Consider the following 18489-nt stretch of genomic DNA (forward strand, 5'->3'; position numbering starts at 1 on the left):
TTTTTTTACTATTTAGATAATTTTCCTATTGAACGGGTTAGTTTACCTATCCCCATCAGTATTAACTTTTGCTTATTTCTTACTAAAAATGCTGTAAGACGGTTTCTAAGTCCTTTTAAATTACTGCTGTATGAGCAATCTTTTACAAATTTATCATTGATTATCTTTTGAATAACAGCAAATTTCTCCCTTCTAGATAATTTGCAATCATCATTAAATAAATTGTTGATACAAACATTTATATTTGTAATAAATTCATTATTGACGTGAATTAGTTCAGCCTCATTCCAATCTTCAAAAAATTTTTTTGAATAAAGGTACACTTTCTTAGAGCTATTAAATCTTTCATTGTTAAAGCTTGAGGTAATACTCCCACTATTTCTGCTTACATAGTGATAAAGGGGGACGCTTAAAACAACCCCTTTTTGCAAATGTTTGTAGAGTTGGATATTAAAAATATAATCCTCACTTACATTAATACCACTAGGAAAGATAGCATTACATAAATGTATAAACGATAATTTATACAATTTATTCCATACCGGATGCAAATATCCATGTTCATATAACAAACGGTAGCTATTGACAAAATCACTATTACTTAGAAATTCCATATCTTTTAAATGATTATCTTTTACGACTTTATATTTTTCATCTTCCATTTTATCGGTATAATTTGGATAGAAGATTATCTCAGCTTCTGTATTAGAAGCAATCTTTTCAAGAAGTTCTAGAGAATTATGTTCCAGATAATCATCACTATCCATAAACATCAAATAATCCCCCGTTGCATATGACATACCAATATTCCTCGCAATTCCTGGCCCTTGATTATTTGATTGAATAATTTTTATCCGTTTATCTTTATTTGAAAAATATTCACAAATTTCACAACTACTGTCAGTAGAACCGTCATTTACAACAAGCAGTTCCCAATTAAAAAAGGTTTGCTTTATGATACTCCTAAAGCAAACCTCTAAGTACTCCTCTGCGTTATAAACTGGTACAACAATACTTATTTTCAAAACTAACCGCCCCAAATATTTATGATATGTAACTGTTATTCTTTATTCGAACCCAATGGAATAATCAGCTACAGTCAAACGAATTCCTTTTTATAAGTGTCATAATTCTTCAGTCAATTGAATACTCTACAATGTGCTCCCTAAGACAACTTTAGTATTCCTTTCACTAATTTATCGCTAATATTGTTGTGTTCTGCTTTTTAAAAATTTTTTTTTTGGGCTATACATTCCTTCTAATATATTATCCCATCTTTCTATAACATTACTTATTTGATATTTTTCTGTATCATCAAGCGCATGCATAGAAAATAAACTTCTTTTGTTCTCATCCTTAATAAGGTCGGATATTTTTTTACACATTGTTTGCAAGTCAAAACAATTCACTAGGTATCCATTTACATGATCTAAAATTATTTCTGCTGGCCCAGCCTTACATTTAAAGCTTACACATGGTAGACCAAATGACTTAGCCTCTATTAAAACAAGACCAAATCCTTCATATCTAGATGTTAGAACAAACATGGCTGCATTCTTATAATAATCCTCTATATTTTTTACATTTCCCTTTAAAATGACATGGTTTTCGAGATGATACTCCTCTATTTTCTTTTCCAACTGATGTTGTTCTTCACCTTCACCCAATATAACCCATTTCCAATCCTTATGGGTTTGAAATAATTCTTTCGCGATATCAAGTAACATATCAAAGCCCTTTTGATTGGTTAGTCTCCCTGCACTAAGAATCATTTTACTAGAAGTATCATATTGATTTTGTTTCGGTCTTAAAGGATTCGGATTATACACCGAATAGATAGGACAATGTATCTTTAAATTTTGTTGAAAATAACTTTTGTCCTCATTTGTAATTGTAATGATTGCATCTGCAAATCGAGCCGATAACCATCTTCCATAATCTCTAAATTTTACACCAAGATTTTCATAGTAATTAAAATGTTCCCACGCTATAAACTTGGTACTCGTAAATCTGGTCGCAGGAATACTAAATACATCTAAAACCGTGTCAACATCTATTAAAATATCAATTTGATTTTTCTTAATATATTCTCGAATAGAAGAGACGATATGGAAATAATTTTTCTTCAAGTTTACTGATGGCATATTAAATAATACATTAGATTGTATTTTTCTATTAATCATATAAAAGGACTCTTCATGCTGTTTAGTTAAGCTTAAAATGAAAATATCATATTTCTTTAATGTAATTAGTTCATTTGCGATTACTGCAGTTACTCTTTCTGTTCCACCGCTTCTTGTAATGTCTCCTGAAAAAAAACAAATTTTTATTGCCATTGGAAATTCTCCACCTTTAATACGGGTACTTTTTGTTTCTTAAATTGTTTAATTGAATCCAAGGAAATGATTAATAATAATGTAAAGCTAGCTAAAAATTTATCCCGATGTCGCAAAGCAGTTCCTGCATTGGAAACTCCCCATGAATAAATTAGCCCACTACAAATGATAAAAATGAGAAAAACAATGATTAATTCTTTATTTTTATTGTTTTTTAATGACAAAGCTCTAAATCCATAAACAATAGCCAATAAATAAAAAAATCCGCTACCAAAAAATGCAATAATATCCGACATGCCTCTCCAGTCCCAAGGTAATGGAGAAGCAAGAAAGTAAAAGATTCGGATAGGACTATTGATAATAAAACCAAGTGAAGAACTATCATCTACTAAATAAACGTTATATGCTGAACCTCCTGTAGCATATACTTCTGATTTTGCAACGACATCCTTAACGGATTCGATTCCTCCCAAATACCCAAACAATGTATCTCCATAGCTGCTATACAAAAATGTGATAAAAATGATGGAAAAACCTGTAATGAATATGGAAGATTGTTTAAATTGAAATTTTCTTTTTTTATTATTTGCAAATGCCAAGACAATAAATATAGCAATTGCATATGCAAACGTACCTGAATGAAGATAAGTAGCTCCTAAAACTAGTGAAATTGCATAAATAATATATTTCCAATGATATTTGTAAAACCATTCCAACAAACAATAAATAGTAAGTGCTAAAAGTAATGTAATAAAACTCTCTCTTAGCAGAATAGCGGACATAATTATATAATTAGGCATAAAACATACAACAAGGATGCCTATTGTTTTATACTTTTGATCAATGGTTAATTTACAAAGAATTTTATAAAAAACAATGATAGTAAGAACTGATGCTAAAACATTAATATATTGTCCCCATAGAGGATTCGGATAGAAAAAACCATAAATATATCCTAATACAGCACCATACCCACTTTGCCCTGATAGACCACTCACAAGGAATTCTCTAGCCCAAACATCGAAAGTGCCAGTATCAAGTCCACTATTTGGGAAAATAAAAATATGCCTACAATACCGATCCCAATACATAAACAAAATCCTTAATATAAAGGAAAATGTCAGTATTTTATTAAAATTTTTTATTCCATTCACTTGATCTTTTTGGACCAAAATTTTTATAATCAATATAATTGCTGTACAACAAATAAATATATTAACGACAAAATCTCTGTTTTTAAAATTTTCAGATAAATTCTCAATTAAAAACGTTACTAGAGAACCAAAACCTAATAAATATAACATTAATGAAAACATCGCAATCCTTCTTTATCCAAGAGTTTATCAAAACTGATTTTGAATAGTAATTTTTCATCTAAGATTCATTGTCGGGAATTAATTTCAAATAAAAGTTCTCTAACCATTTGGCATTTGCTTGAATATCAAACCCATTTTTATTGATTGTGCTAAAATTATTTTGACGAGTGTATCCGTTTTTATAGGATAATATTTGTTCAATCCACACATCAATACTCGAGAATAGGCTAACATATTTTACATGTTCTGTAATTTTTACTTCTTCGGTTATTGTATCTGCAATAATGCAAGGTAATCCGCTTGCCTGGGCTTCAATTAGAGTAACAGGAAGCCCTTCGTATAAGGACGGGAAAACAAAAATATCCATCGCCTGAAGAAGTTCAGGTATATCCTTTCTTACTCCTAAAAATAGTACAGCATCTGATAATCCCAATTCTTTTGCCTTTTGTCTTATATCATTCATCAATTCACCTGCTCCTATCAATAGCAGAACACAATCACTATTAATCTTGTGCAGTCTATTAAAAATATCTAACAAAAATCCATGGTTTTTTTGTTTAAAAAATCTTCCGATATGGCCAATAACAAACTTCCCATGAATACCAAGTTTTCTTTTCATCTGCAATGCAACTTTAGCATCGTATGTAAATTTTTTTGTGTCTATTGCATTATTTAGTATTTGAAAGTTATTATGTTTAAACAACCATTTTCCTGCGTCAACTCCACAAGAAAATAAATGAGTAGTATAATATTGCAATTTTAATTGTGAATATCGTTTAATCAAATATTTCATATTTTTTTCATGATTTGTATTATGACTATGAGCGATTCTTACTGGTACTCCGAACTGTTTTGCAGTACGTAGAGGGTATGTGCTTAAAGCATCTAAATGTGAATGAACAATATGATACTCGTGATGATCCTTGAAAAATGCCCTTAAACGATAATAATAATCTGTGAAATTAAATGGACTCACAGGAGGGACATTATAAATATTGCCTCCTAGAGACAAAATTTCATCAGTATAATCATGTTTTCCTGACCGGTGTTCCAAAAAATCAAATTGTATCTTCCGACGATCTATATGTCTGTAATAGTTCATCAACATTGTTTCTAAACCGCCACGGTCCATTAAAGTTACTACTTGCAAAACTCTAATAGGTTCCATTTCGCTTTTCCTTTTCCATGTAATCGTCCAATAAATTGGCCGCCTCTATGTATATGGTTTCCATTATTACGTTCACTCTTTTCCAATCAAAATATTTTATATACTCTCTGTTAAAGTTACCCATCTGTTCTCTTAAATACTGCTTTCGAATCAATAGCTCTATTTTATGTTGAAATAAAACCTCATCATGTGGATTTAACAAATACCCTCCATCATCTTCACAAATCAAATCAATATTTCCCCGTATTTTAGAACCGACTACCGGAAGACCTGCTACCATTGCCTCCATTAACGATACAGAAAGTCCCTCTCGAAGAGAAGGAAAACAAAAAACATCAGCAATTTGTAGTAGTTCTTTTATATCATTCCTATATCCAGCAAATATTACCTTATTTTCGATGTTCAATTCTTTACAAAGTGTTTGTAAATTCTCTAATTCATTCCCTTTCCCACATACAATATACTTGAGTGGGTCTTTTATATTAGAAATTGCCTTTATAATGATTTCATGATTTTTATTTTTATTTAACTCACCTACAGAGAGTAGAATTTTTTCATCTTTAACACCAAATTCCTCCATTTTTCTTAATTTATCTACATATGGTAGGCTCATCTCTTCAGTGTTTATTCCTATACCAGGCATATATACGATCTTATTCGCGGCAAATTTTTTAGTTATTGCCATTTTATAATCTTCTTTATTTATGGTTATTAAATAATCTGTATGATGTGAAATAAGTTTTTCAATTGGATAAAAAAGAAGCCAGTTTTTCAAAGGTGCGCCACGATAAAAGTGAAAGCCATGTGCTGTATATATCACCTTTGTCCCATAGTTTTTTCTTGCATTTTTTGCTGCTAATCTTGCAATAACACCACCTATTGGAGAGTGACAATGTATTATTTCATAACGATTTTCTGCGACTAACCTTTTTACTAACTTATAGGAACGATACATATTTTTAATGTTAGAAACTTCTCTTGGAAAAGTAATATCATACGTGTCTATACTCAATTGATTTAATTCCTTCATAAATGTGTTAACTCTTTCATCAGATGTAGTATTTCCAACTTGGAAGTTGCAAGCAACATCTACCTTTAACCCCATGCTCTGAAGCAAACGAATATTATTCATATTGAATTGATCAATCATTGAAGCTACGGATGCTAACATCAACACTCTTTTCAATCAAATATCCCCCACTTTCATCACCTTCTGTAAATCTAATAGACTCTTCAAAACTTCTTACATGGTAATTTTTTTTATATACCGATATTCTACTTTCATACACAAAATTCCCAAATAGTTTTTTCAATAATCTAACACGTTTGCTCAAAAGATGAATCAATGGATTAAATCCTTTTATTAGCCAAATTTTTTTTCCATGTACCTTTGCAATTTCCATAACCATTTTAGATGTATTCACGTACTCTGAATTTTGGGGGAAAAATAAGCCCTCATCCACATTATCTATTATTAATCTTAATAATTCGCATAAGTTATCAATATGCAGCATGCTTCGCTGGTTTTCAATATATGGAAAAAAAGGGAGCCTTTTAGCTAGTTCAGCAAGACGAGGGTAATTTCCTTTCGAACCTCTTCCATATATCATCGGAGACCTAATAATGGCAACCTTGAAATGATTACTTTTTAATTGCATTAACCCTTCTTCAGCCTGAAGTTTGCTTTTCCCATAACAATTGGTTGGTGTTGGTATTGTCTCTTCATTAATCGTATGTAATTTATTACTACTTTCACCATAAACAATAATACTGCTCAAAAAGATAAACTGTTTAATACCAGATGCTTTTGCTTTTTTTGCAATATCAAGTGTTAAATCTCTATTTATGCGATAATAATAATCTTCCATTTTGGGATCTGTTGTAACATGTGCGATTCCCGCTAAATGCAAAATAGAATGAAAATCTGCAAAGTTAATATTTTCCCATTCTTTTCCCCGTACTGAAATTACCTTAATTTCATATTGGTCCTGCCACCTGGTTATCCATTTCATAAAACTTGAACCTATGTAACTATGTTTACCAGTAATTAAAATTCGCTTCTTATTCATAAATTTACACCCTTCTTATTTTGATTTTTTTCTATCAGACTACCTTCTTTAACACCTTCTGTCTTTAATACTTTGAAAATAGTAAAAAAGATAATCTTCAAATCAAAATAGAATGAACTTTTTTTAACATATTCTCCATCTAATTTTGCTTTTACACTTATTGATAATTCATCTCTACCATTAATTTGTGCCCACCCTGTTAAACCAGGATAAATATCATTTGCTCCATATTTTTCTCTTTCTGAAATTAAATCAAACTGGTTCCAAAGAGCTGGTCTCGGACCAATAAAGCTCATTTCACCTCGCAAAATGTTAAATAATTGCGGAAGTTCATCTAAACTTGTTTTTCTTAAAAACCTGCCGTATTTTGAAATAAATATTTCTGGGTTACTAAGTAAATGAGTTGGAATATCTTTCGGAGTTTCTATCCTCATTGTACGGAACTTATATATATAAAACTCTTTTTTATATTTGCCAATCCGTTTCTGTCTAAAAATAACAGGACCTTTTGAAGATAGTTTCACAGTGATTGATACTAACAGAAGAAAAGGAGATAGTAGTAGCAAACAAATACATGCTAACACAATATCAGTCACTCTTTTTAATATAGGGTATATTTTCACTAGATCACCCAAATTTCCTTTTTAATTTGCAACTGCTTGAACTGCTGCTTTTTTATTTTCTTTCATGTTTGCAATGGTAAGTAATCTGTCTTTTATTTCACGTACACCTAGATCCCCAAAATGATCCATGAGCCAGTATAATTCTTTTACTCCTGCCAAATTCGCCTTACCAATATGAATTTTCGGAAATAATTGATCTGGAAAAATTTCATTTTCATTTAGGAGTTCTTCATACATTTTTTCACCAGGGCGAATACCCGAGTATACAATTCCAATTTCCTCCGTCGTGTAACCTGATAATTTAATAAGGTTTTCTGCTAAATCTCTGATTTTTACTGGTTTCCCCATATCAAGAACAAAAATTTCCCCTCCTTGTGCTAATGCACCTGCTTGAATGACTAGCTTTGAAGCTTCAGGAATTGTCATGAAGTAACGTGTCATTTCAGGATGAGTAACAGTAATCGGTCCTCCATTTTGAATTTGTTGCTTAAACAGTGGAACAACGCTTCCTCTGCTTCCTAGAACATTTCCAAACCTAACTGCGACATACTTCGTTTTATATTGCTGATCAAGCTCTTGAATTATCAACTCTGCACAGCGTTTTGTTGCACCCATTACATTCGCAGGGTTCACAGCTTTATCTGTGGAGATTAAAACGAAAGTATCTGCACCATAGACACCAGCAGCTTCTGATACAATTTTCGTTCCAATAATATTATTCTTTATTGCTTCCTTTGGGTTGAATTCCATTAGTGGGACATGCTTATGTGCGGCTGCATGATAAACTACTTGAGGAATATGTTCTTCCATAATTTCAAATATTCTCTCACGATCTTGAATATCAGCAATAACAGGCACAATATTAATATCCCTCTCATAAAGGCTGGTAAGCTCGGCATTAATTTGATAAATACTATTTTCACCATGACCAACGAGTACAAGCTTTTTTGGTTTAAACAAGCTTATCTGCCGGCAAATTTCGGAACCAATAGAGCCTCCAGCACCAGTAACAAGTATTGTTTTACCTTGTAATTTTTCTGATAAGTTATTTATATCTAGTTCAACTGGTTCTCTACCTAGTAAATCATTTTCTTGAACATCACGAAAACTATTTAAAGATAGCTTACCAAGCATAATTTCTTCTATTTTTGGAATAATTTGTGTTCTAGCGGCTGTTTTTGAGCATTCTGTAACAATCTTCTTTAACTCCATTTTGCTTAAGGAAGGAATAGCAATAACAATCTGCTCAATTTTATACTTTTCAACTATTGAAGGTAGATTTCTTACATTTCCCAATACGGGGATTCCTAGAAAATCTAAGTCATATTTTTTAGGATCGTCATCTACATAGCCAACTGGAAATAATTCTATATCATTGCTCTTTAAAATATTTCGTACCACCATCGTTCCTGCTCTTCCCGCACCAACAATTAAAGTCCGTTTCTGTTTTGTTCTTTTCATGATTGAATCCCTGAACATTCTCCAAACAAATCGCGAACTTCCGACTAGAAGAAGGTGAAGCATCCAGGTAATTGCTAAAGCTCTAACAGCGATTTCATGAAAAATTACAAATTGAATAATTCCGGTTACTACTATTGAAATAGTTACAACAATATATATCGCTCTTAATTCATTAATACTTGCATATTCCCAGGCTTTATGATACAAACGACTGCGAAAGCCAAGCATATGGTGACTAAGTAACAAAGTTAGCGCTGTGACCAATAAAGCTTGAGATTTAACAACGGTAAGATCTATATTCAAAATTATCATGCTTACATATATAGATGTTAAAACAATGGCTGAATCCAAAACTGCTAAAAAGGCAAAACGCTTTTTATAAGTCACCCTAAAGACTCCTTTCAAAAAAATATAAATAATCCCAAGTAATTATCTATATCATTCTTCTTAATAATTTAATAGTTTCGTTATATTGAAATCTCCCATTTTTTAACAGTTCTATAATAGAAAATATGTATAAATTATGGGCATCTAACCCATCCTCACACTACGCTATCGATAATTAATATCTAAGGATAAGGTATCCCCTCCCACAGTATAGCCGAGTGCCTTCATTGATAGTGGTAAGAAGACATCACCAATTAAAATCATTAAAATTTTATCAAAAGTTCTTAATTAAGAACAATTAACGAGAATCGAACTACTTCTCCACTGTCTTTGTTAATCATCTAACTTTTTGACTTATATTTTAATTAGTAAACATAATACTTTAACCGATTGATATTTGGAAATCGCTTTTTATTTAAAATTGTTCCAATAAATTTACCCTTAGCCATTAATAATACATCTACTGCCTGAATTGCCTCTTTAATTTCAGTAGATTCACTTCTTAATACTAATATTGAGGCATCCGTAATACTTGCTAACAATTGCGAATCAGAAACAGCCATTAACGGAGGGGTATCAAATAAAACAAGGTCATAATAGTCATATACTGCCAACAAAAACTCTTCCATTGTTTCTGAAGCTATTAATTCTGATGGATTATGTGGATTAGGACCACTTGTTAATACCGATAGACCATTAATACCCGTTTCTTGAATAGAACTTATAATGGAAAATTGTTTTGATAATACATTTGACATTCCAATAGCATTAGATAAGCGAAATATTTTATGTTGTACAGGCTTTCGCATATCTGAGTCGACCAAAAGTACTTTTTTTCCTAATTGTGCAAAAACAACTGCTAAATTGCTTGATACAGTCGACTTACCTTCACCAGAATTAGGGGAAGTAATTGTAATTGAACGAAATGACTGATTACCTTTTGAAAATTGAATATTTGTCCTTATACTCCTATATTGTTCAGAAAAGAAAGATTTAGGTGCAAATTTCGTTATTATCCATGGTATGTTCGCTCTACTTTTTCTTCCTTCATTTTTTGGTCTTCCCATTTGTTCACCTCTTTCTCCTTTACCTTCCTTACGTTTTTTACTACCATTCTTTTGGTTAATTTTTTCCTATCATAACTCGCAACAACTCCTAATAATGGAGCATTTAAATATTTTGCTATATCTTGCTCATCATTTATGGTTGAATTTAAAAATTCAAGTAAGAAAACTAAGCCAAATCCTAGAAATATACCAACAATAATGGATAAACCAACGGTTTTAACTACACTTCCAGAAATTGTTTCCACTTTCTCAGGCGTTGCCAATTCTGCGATTTCTAATCCAGCTAAATAATCAGGTTTAACTTTCTCAATAACTTCAATAAATTTATTCACTATTAAAATTGCCTCATTCGGATCCTTATAAGTTACACTAACATTCATAAATACCGAGGCAGATGTCCACATCGAAATTATATTTTTCAATTGAACTTCTGAAAATTCTCCGTTAAGCTCTTCTGATACAATAGTTAAAATATCAGATTCAGGGATATAGTTAATAAAAAATTCCATCATACTATTTTTTTCTGTAATCTCAGTTGAATTTGAGATTCCTTCAATTTGTAGTTTAGCTGAACTTACATAGACAGGATTTGTAAAATACTTTACATATATTAAGCCCAACAGAGCTGACATAAAAACAAATACTAGGACAATCCAGTACCGTTTGCGAACTACCTTTAAAAGTTTACCAAGTCGTATTTTTTCTTCCATGTATTCCCCCCCTATAAAAAACTAGCAAATATCCGTTCTTTATAAAGAACTATAACATGCAAGATTTTCGTTGTAAAGAAATTTATTAAAAAATAGCAAAAAATATAATTTTCCTATAATAAAACTTCTAATAGATAGTAAGTATAATATGGTATTGATGCTAGCAGGTGGGGCACAAGCTTTCTATTCAAAGAAGAATCAAAGAAGGCAATAAGTAGTGGTATAAACAGCACTGGAAATACAGTTAGCCTTGGTATAGGGGAGGAGTGACTAACTCAAGCTAACTCGCGACTAAAAAACATTACCAACTTCCCATTCTATATTTCACCGATAGTCTGCTAAGGTCACCTTGTTTGCCACTACCCATCAATCCCCTATAATCCTACCTAGATTTTTGAGGTAAAATAACTTTTGTTTATCTTACTTATTAAGTGCATTGCACTTGACCAGGCTAACCAATCATTTCATCCTATAATCGAAACAGCCAGTCAAGTCCATTGTTGTTGATATTATTCGTTTTTCTACAATTGGGATTATTGACATCTGACCCACAGTCATAGTTTTCTTCTATCGTTTCGTTGACTTCTCGTTCTGTAACTGGATAGAAGTTTTCATTTCTAATAATTGTTCGGTTTACATTAATAATTTCTGTTGGGTGAATACGTTTAATCGTACGTGTATTTGTTCGAGTGTTAACAATCCTTTCCGTAGGACTGACAATTACCTCTTCCCTATGTTTCTCACAACCGCTTTGATTGTTATTATTACATCCCATAAATAACACCTCCCTCGGTTTGATATACTATAATCTATGAAAATACCGAGAACTTGTCTAAGTCAGATCCACTAAAAAATAGAAAAACAAACGAAAAAAAGTATTTTCCACCATAATTATTATTCGATTTGAGCTTCTACCATTATAACCTCTTTCAATTTCGTAACTTTATCCGTTCCAGACTCTTTATTTTGCTTATTTTCCCAAGTTACATAATAAACATTATTTTTTACGACTACATTTACTATGTTCGGTACTCCATTGTTATTCGTATGCTCTGCAATCACTAGCTGTTTTGCCTCTGCTTGGAGAGACAGCATCCTCAATGGCTGCACAACCAATCAATAGCATTGTAAGAAATATGGTGAGTATAAAAAAGTAATATTTTCCCCTCAAAAAGCATCTCCCCTTTTCCAATCATTGATTATGCGTATCTAGCTTGTCTTAGGTTTCGATTACTAAAGGTTCTTTCGCGAATAAACCTATGAATGGATAAAATCTTATATTAATGGAAATTATTTTTTCTATACAAACCATTAATAATCGATTACCCATTTTTCCTTATTATTACATCTTTGTTACTTTTATCACATTTAGAAGAATTAACTCGAAAATTGGCATTTTCGGATGTATAATAAACATCTGTTAAGGGGGTCTATTCTACCAGAAGGAGGAAGTAAATTTTTATGGAATGGGCATTAGCTATTTTATTTGGGATATCTGCTTTACTTTTCATTTATTCCATTATCAAAACGAATATTTCAGCAAAAGCAGAAAAAGAAAGAATGGACACAGATCACATTGCTGTTTTGAAGGAAATAAAAGACTTGAAAGAATCAATTCAAAAATTAGAATTAGACAACGAAATTATTCTGAAAGAAGCCGGTATACCACTTTCTAACAAAGATAAACTTTTAAAAAGAGAATTATTAGACTTATATAGACGCAATTACTCATTAGAAAGTATTTCAGAAATTAAGCAAGTATCTGTGAGTGAAATTCAAGAGCTGCTTGCTCCTTTTATAGAAGCTAAAGATGGAAGGAGTAACGTTGCACATGAAAATTAATCTATTGAGCAGCTTTGCAGCTGGGCTTTTTCTTTCTACTACCATTTGTGGGATTGTTTATTTCTCAGCAAATACAAATGCAGCAAAGATAGAAGAATCAACTACTCAAACAAATACGAAAGTACTATCTGAGGCAGAAATGAAAGAGCAACTTGCTGCAAAAGGATATGTAGTACAAACACAAAATGAATATGAAAAAAATATTACTTCGGCAAAAGCTACAACAGACAAACAAACGGATGACTCCCAGTCTGACAATAGCACCGAAAAGGAAAAAGTCACCTCTGTCGTAGTGAATGTTGCAGAAGGCATGACGAGCTACGATGTTGGCGAAGCACTTAACCAAGCGAAATTGATTACAGAAGATGCCTTTCATTTTTCTAAAGAAATTGAAAAACGCGGTTTGCAAAATAAGTTACGGCCAGGATCTTATACTGTAACTAATAATATGTCTTATGATGAAATCATCTCCACTATTTTTAAATAGAAAGTTATGGAATAAAATCAACCCAATCACTCATGCGATTGGGTTTTTGTTCATTCCAAATATTTATCTACAGTCGTTTAATAAAATACCAGACAGAATTGGTAAATATTTTTGCTTGTGATTCTAACGAGGTTTGCTCAAAGGTTTGTAAAAAAGGTTTTATTAATGGCTGTAAAACACTTTTACGGATACGTTCATGGGAAAGTTCTTCTAAAATTGCCGAAAATAAATCGTGCTGTTCTATTGTGAAAGTTGCTACCTCTTTCAATTGGTTCGCCATTTTGAATAATTCCTCTAACTTAATCACTTTTCTTTCAATTTTTGTCCGTAAAAAATGAAGATTGGAACTGTCTAGCAAGGCACTATTTTTTTCCAATATTTTCGGAATCATAAGTTCGATATAAGATATTAATACTTCTACTATACGGTGTTCAGACTGTGCATTGTTGGAGATTTTCATAATGAAAAGCATTTGCTGTAGCATGCCCATGAATAATACCGCTAGTTCAAACGCATAATGTCTTATATGTTCCCCAAAAACTTCAATAAACCGTTCGGAAACCCATTCGGTTTCATACATTCGATGATGCATCACTAGTTTTTTTAATTCCAATTCATTGGAACCTATAATCGCTTCAAACAATGCGTGTAAATTACGTTCTTCATTCAACTTAATTAATATTGAAATTTGTTCGATTAAAATTTGTCGATCCTTTGCATCTCTGCCAACCTGCATTTCCATTCGTAATTGGCTGGCATCGTAACGCAATCCTTCTAATATTTCGGCTATACAATCGTTTTTTGTTGAAAAATAATTGTAAAAAGTACCCTTTGAAATATTGGCACGTTCAATAATCTCTTGTATCGATGTTTGCTGAATGCCTTTTTCTACAAATAGATTAAATGCAACTTCAGCTACATGTCTCTTCCGCCTATTCATAAGTCCTCCCACGATCTCTAATCTTTATTTTAGTATAAATTTGTTGGTAATGAATAGCAATGATTAAACCAACGGTATAAAAAGGTTGCAAAAATTGAACCCCTGGTTTAAAATCATTCAAGTGATGAAAAATTTATATACCGAATAGAGGAGATAAAGACAAAATGAATACAACATTACAACAAAATAAACCACCATATTTAATGATTGCTGTTTTATTTGTTGGTGCTTTCGTTTCATTCCTAAACAACTCGTTATTAAACGTAGCATTGCCATCCATCATGGTAGATTTAAAAATTGAAAATTATTCTACCGTTCAATGGTTAGCAACCGGCTATATGCTAGTGAGTGGGGTATTGATACCGGCATCAGCATTTTTAATTACTCGCTTTACAAACCGAAGCTTATATATTACGTCCTTAGTAATCTTTACGATCGGTACAGCAATGGCAGCATTTGCACCAAATTTTGGGTTTTTACTTGCAGGACGAATGGTTCAAGCAGCAGGATCTTCTGTTATGGGACCACTATTAATGAACATTATGCTTATTAGCTTCCCAAGAGAAAAACGTGGGGCAGCAATGGGGATTTTCGGACTAGTAATGATTACAGCTCCAGCGATTGGACCTACATTATCCGGTTATATTGTGGAATACCATGACTGGCGTGTGTTATTCGAAATGATCTTACCACTTGCAGTTATTAGTTTAATTTTATCCATCTGGAAATTAGAAAATATAATGGAAACAAACAAAAATGCCAGCATTGATTACTTATCACTCGTGCTATCTACTATCGGATTTGGAGGTTTACTATATGGTTGTAGTACTGCAAGTACAGATGGTTGGGATGATAAAATTGTATTAACAACATTAATTGTTGGTGGAATTACACTAATTTTATTCGTTTTGCGTCAATTGCAACTAAAACAACCACTTTTAGATTTGCGTGTATATAAATATCCAATGTTTGCTTTAGCATCGGTAATTTCTATTGTTAATGCTGTTGCAATGTTCTCAGGAATGATTTTAACTCCTGCATATGTACAAAGTGTTCGAGAAATTTCTCCTCTTGACTCTGGATTAATGATGCTCCCAGGAGCTATTGTAATGGGGATTATGTCACCGATTACTGGTAAATTATTTGATAAATTTGGTCCACGAGTATTATCAATCACCGGGCTATGTATTACAGCAGTTTCGACATATTTACTATCAGAATTACAAATTGATTCGACTTATACCTATATTATTATGATTTATTCCATGCGTATGTTCGGTATGTCCATGGTTATGATGCCGTTAATGACAAATGGATTAAATCAATTACCAACTCGTTTGAATCCACATGGTACTGCAGTAAACAATACTGCGCAACAAGTATCTGGTTCAATCGGTACAGCCATTTTAGTTACGATAATGAATACCGTAACAACTTCAAAAGGGGAAGATTTAATGGCTTCTGTAGACCCTACTACTTTAACACCTGCAGCTATTGATCATCTTGGTAAAGAAGCATTATTATCAGGAATTCAATATTCCTTCTTAGTAGCATTATTTATTAACCTTGCTGCCTTAGTATTAGCGTTCTTTATTAAACGTGTAGACGTTAGTTATGAATCCGTGGAAAAAATCGAAAAAGAAAGCAATCCAGCTTAATTCGAATAAAAATAACAAAACCCTCTGGCTAGACCAGAGGGTTTTTTATTGATATTTAATCTATTATTGGTTTTTCCTGTTTAATATACCTAAATAAGCATCCCATGGTCCAACATCCATTCTATATCTTTCTGCCATCACTCTAACAATTTGGGCAATATGTGTTAAATCATGGACAACCCATGTTGAAAGCAACTGCTTAACTGTTACATCACCAAACTCTGGATGGATTCCAATCATCTCCAGATGGATTTCACGATTTATCAGCTGCCTAAGTTTCTTTATATTTACCTTTCGAATATCGTTAAATTCCGATAATTTTTCATCAATTGGTCGTTCTGATTGTTTTAAATGCGCAAAACGATCGAATGAAGGAAACGTTTTTTTCTCTACTCCGTGAAGTATGCTCTCCACCCGCGGAATCCAGTTATGTTTTTCACCTTCTATTAAATGATCAATTACTTGCGAACAATTCCAAGTATCTGCTCCTTCATTACATTGCAACCAGTGTATTGATAGCCCCTTTAATAAATGCTCCAAAGCGTCTGGTGTCCGTTCCAACACTTGTATCGCTTCTTCCAATTCAAAATTCATCCAATCGACCTCCTTTTTCCTTATAGACTATGTTTATTTAATCTATGATTATTTTTTTAAATTTATTTCATAAGTAGTAATTAATACGAATTTCTATGAAATGATGGATAAAATTACATTCGCTCGAACTATTTTAAGAAAATTAGGTATCTATGTAACGAAAAAACCCCTATTAACCAAAAACTTAGGAAATAGGGGTTTGTTTATAATAATATTACCAACTAGCCTTTTTAAGTCCAGGAATTTGTCCTTTATAGGCATATTCACGTAAGCAAATTCTACATAGCTGAAATTTTTTAAAAACGCTATGAGGTCTTCCGCAATGCATACAACGAGAATATTCTCGAACCTTATATTTCTGTGGCATTTGTTGTTTTACTATTAATGACTTCTTTGCCATGCGGCATCCTCCCTCACAATTTTATGATAAAAATTTATTATACTATAGATTGAAGGTAATTCATTCAAGTAAATAATGGAAAGGAACCTGTGACACTTGCCATATTATTCCCTTAGAGCAATACATTGACTATTCATTTGATGAAGCTCTTTACAACTTAAATTTCTTGCCTCCGCATAATTTCTCACTAAGTAAAATCCAACACAATAGCCGAGCATGCTTGGGTATGAATGTAATCCATATAGTAAATGTTGATGCTTATGATCATGTATTGGAATGTTTTTATTCGGGAGTACAATTTGTTCCCACATGTTCTTTAGCTGATCCTTGTTATACCTATTAGTCCAATTACTTAAACCGTCCAACCCGTGCCTCTCATAAACAGCATATTCCGCAATTCCTTCAAGAATAATCGTGTCTAGTAAAACGTAATCCTGTTGGTTTTTAGGATAACTTTTCAAACGGCAAACATGACTATATTCATGAGTAAATAACGAACGAATTTCTTTTTCTGTTTGATGTTCAGCAATGAATAAAAATAATTTATCTTGGAAAGCGATTCCTGACATTCCGTTATGTTCCATTACTAGCTGCGAATTCAAATGATCCGAAGGAAAAATAAAAATAGGAATATTTGGACCGTCCCACTGTTTTTGTAGCACATGTTCTTCCTGTTGTACGATATCCCAAATTTTTTTCTCTTGCATTAATATGATGCGTTCCTTTTCCTCCAAAAATGGGGTCATTCCATATTGAATGAAATATTGATATATATCGAACGCCGTTGTTTCTGGAAAATAATGTTCGATTTTCATAAATATTTCTATCGGATCACTGTCCATTTCTAATATCCATTGATCTGTGTTGATAATAGTCATTTCCAATGCTCCTTCATATTTGGTATTATTATCTACCCTTTCATACGATATGGAATAAGGTTAGGTTGTCAGCCATATGCCATATGCCATCTACTTAAATATTCCATTGCATTAATGTCATTACTTCGTGAAAGCCTAATTTCTTATATAATTGTTTTGCTGGATTTCCAGAGAATACATTTAATTGTATTTGATTGTATCCTAATTGCCTAAATCTGTTCCTGGCTTCCTTACATAATTCTTTCGCAATCCCCTGCTTTCGATATGCTGGTAAAACATATATTTCATTAATAAACCCTACCATTTTATCAAGGTATGGATCATAGGAGACGCCAATGGCAATCCAACCTTGAATGACATTATTTTTTGTCGAAACAAGATAATAACCACCATTTTCTAAAAATGGCCAAATAAATTCCTGCGCTTTTTCCCAGCTTAACATCACTTGCCCGTTAGTTGCTTCCTTCATAACAATCAAAGCGTGGTTCAAAATGGTTTGAGTCTCTTCGTTTGTCGCTTTTCGAATAGCCATATGAACACTTCCCATCGCAAA

Annotated in this window: 20 protein-coding genes; 3 read left to right on the forward strand and 17 right to left on the reverse strand. The window is 32.3% G+C overall.

Annotated features, from left to right (window positions below; genetic code table 11):
* Positions 1–8: 8 nt before the first annotated feature.
* The 12 genes from OEV98_RS01970 to OEV98_RS02025 form a co-directional block, all read right to left on the reverse strand.
* Positions 9–1025, reverse strand: coding sequence for a glycosyltransferase family 2 protein (locus tag OEV98_RS01970; protein ID WP_263071459.1), 1017 nt, complete (start codon positions 1023–1025; stop codon positions 9–11).
* Positions 1026–1202: 177 nt separating this feature from the next.
* Entirely contained in the window at positions 1203–2336 is a 1134-nt protein-coding gene (locus OEV98_RS01975) for a glycosyltransferase family 4 protein (protein ID WP_263071460.1), read from the reverse strand.
* A complete protein-coding gene (locus OEV98_RS01980) occupies positions 2327–3640 on the reverse strand; it encodes a glycosyltransferase family 39 protein (protein ID WP_263071461.1) in 1314 nt (437 codons plus the stop codon). The genes OEV98_RS01975 and OEV98_RS01980 overlap by 10 nt, the downstream gene beginning before the upstream one ends.
* A 70-nt stretch (positions 3641–3710) precedes the next feature.
* Positions 3711–4820 carry a glycosyltransferase family 1 protein gene (locus OEV98_RS01985; protein WP_263071462.1) on the reverse strand — a complete coding sequence of 370 codons (1110 nt, stop codon included), beginning with the start codon at positions 4818–4820 and terminating at the stop codon, positions 3711–3713.
* Entirely contained in the window at positions 4807–5991 is a 1185-nt protein-coding gene (locus OEV98_RS01990) for a glycosyltransferase family 4 protein (RefSeq protein WP_317633781.1), read from the reverse strand. Before OEV98_RS01990 ends, OEV98_RS01985 begins: the two co-directional genes overlap by 14 nt.
* On the reverse strand, positions 5963–6889 hold the full coding sequence (locus OEV98_RS01995; protein WP_263071463.1) for an NAD-dependent epimerase/dehydratase family protein: 927 nt from the start codon (positions 6887–6889) through the stop codon (positions 5963–5965). Before OEV98_RS01995 ends, OEV98_RS01990 begins: the two co-directional genes overlap by 29 nt.
* A complete protein-coding gene (locus tag OEV98_RS02000) occupies positions 6886–7506 on the reverse strand; it encodes a sugar transferase (protein ID WP_317633782.1) in 621 nt (206 codons plus the stop codon). Before OEV98_RS02000 ends, OEV98_RS01995 begins: the two co-directional genes overlap by 4 nt.
* A 27-nt stretch (positions 7507–7533) precedes the next feature.
* Positions 7534–9360, reverse strand: a complete 1827-nt coding sequence (locus OEV98_RS02005; protein WP_263071465.1) for a polysaccharide biosynthesis protein — start codon at positions 9358–9360, stop codon at positions 7534–7536.
* Between the two features lie 365 nt (positions 9361–9725).
* Positions 9726–10427 carry a CpsD/CapB family tyrosine-protein kinase gene (locus OEV98_RS02010; protein WP_263071466.1) on the reverse strand — a complete coding sequence of 234 codons (702 nt, stop codon included), beginning with the start codon at positions 10425–10427 and terminating at the stop codon, positions 9726–9728.
* Positions 10373–11137, reverse strand: a complete 765-nt coding sequence (locus tag OEV98_RS02015) for a YveK family protein (protein ID WP_263071467.1) — start codon at positions 11135–11137, stop codon at positions 10373–10375. The genes OEV98_RS02010 and OEV98_RS02015 overlap by 55 nt, the downstream gene beginning before the upstream one ends.
* Before the next feature lie 469 nt (positions 11138–11606).
* Entirely contained in the window at positions 11607–11912 is a 306-nt protein-coding gene (locus tag OEV98_RS02020) for a spore coat protein (protein ID WP_263071468.1), read from the reverse strand.
* 119 nt (positions 11913–12031) lie between these two features.
* The gene (locus tag OEV98_RS02025) at positions 12032–12238 is read right to left on the reverse strand and encodes a hypothetical protein (RefSeq protein ID WP_263071469.1); all 207 of its coding nucleotides are present in this window, start codon (positions 12236–12238) and stop codon (positions 12032–12034) included.
* A 360-nt stretch (positions 12239–12598) separates the two neighbouring features.
* On the opposite strand from OEV98_RS02025, the gene OEV98_RS02030 reads away from it, so the two are divergent.
* Entirely contained in the window at positions 12599–12979 is a 381-nt protein-coding gene (locus tag OEV98_RS02030; RefSeq protein ID WP_263071470.1) for a hypothetical protein, read from the forward strand.
* Positions 12969–13466: an endolytic transglycosylase MltG gene (locus OEV98_RS02035; protein ID WP_263071471.1), complete on the forward strand. Its 498-nt coding sequence runs from the start codon at positions 12969–12971 to the stop codon at positions 13464–13466. Before OEV98_RS02030 ends, OEV98_RS02035 begins: the two co-directional genes overlap by 11 nt.
* 67 nt (positions 13467–13533) lie before the next feature.
* On the opposite strand, the gene OEV98_RS02040 is transcribed toward OEV98_RS02035, so the two are convergent.
* Entirely contained in the window at positions 13534–14406 is an 873-nt protein-coding gene (locus OEV98_RS02040) for a TetR/AcrR family transcriptional regulator (protein WP_263071472.1), read from the reverse strand.
* A gap of 164 nt (positions 14407–14570) precedes the next feature.
* Here OEV98_RS02040 and OEV98_RS02045 point away from each other — a divergent pair, with 164 nt between their 5' ends.
* On the forward strand, positions 14571–16064 hold the full coding sequence (locus tag OEV98_RS02045; RefSeq protein WP_263071474.1) for a DHA2 family efflux MFS transporter permease subunit: 1494 nt from the start codon (positions 14571–14573) through the stop codon (positions 16062–16064).
* A gap of 63 nt (positions 16065–16127) precedes the next feature.
* Here the strand turns inward: OEV98_RS02045 and OEV98_RS02050 are convergent, their stop codons facing one another.
* From OEV98_RS02050 to OEV98_RS02065, 4 genes are all read right to left on the reverse strand, one after another.
* A complete protein-coding gene (locus tag OEV98_RS02050; RefSeq protein WP_263071475.1) occupies positions 16128–16658 on the reverse strand; it encodes a DinB family protein in 531 nt (176 codons plus the stop codon).
* A 214-nt stretch (positions 16659–16872) separates the two neighbouring features.
* Entirely contained in the window at positions 16873–17058 is a 186-nt protein-coding gene (locus OEV98_RS02055) for a type Z 30S ribosomal protein S14 (protein ID WP_263071476.1), read from the reverse strand.
* Between the two features lie 104 nt (positions 17059–17162).
* On the reverse strand, positions 17163–17936 hold the full coding sequence (locus OEV98_RS02060; protein ID WP_263071477.1) for a DUF2268 domain-containing protein: 774 nt from the start codon (positions 17934–17936) through the stop codon (positions 17163–17165).
* Positions 17937–18030: 94 nt separating this feature from the next.
* Complete coding sequence (locus OEV98_RS02065; protein ID WP_263071478.1) at positions 18031–18468, reverse strand: GNAT family N-acetyltransferase; 438 nt, start codon at positions 18466–18468, stop codon at positions 18031–18033.
* Positions 18469–18489: the final 21 nt, after the last annotated feature.

The sequence above is a fragment of the Perspicuibacillus lycopersici genome, from assembly GCF_025660475.1.
GTDB classification, from domain to species: Bacteria; Bacillota; Bacilli; order Bacillales; family Caldibacillaceae; genus Perspicuibacillus; species Perspicuibacillus lycopersici.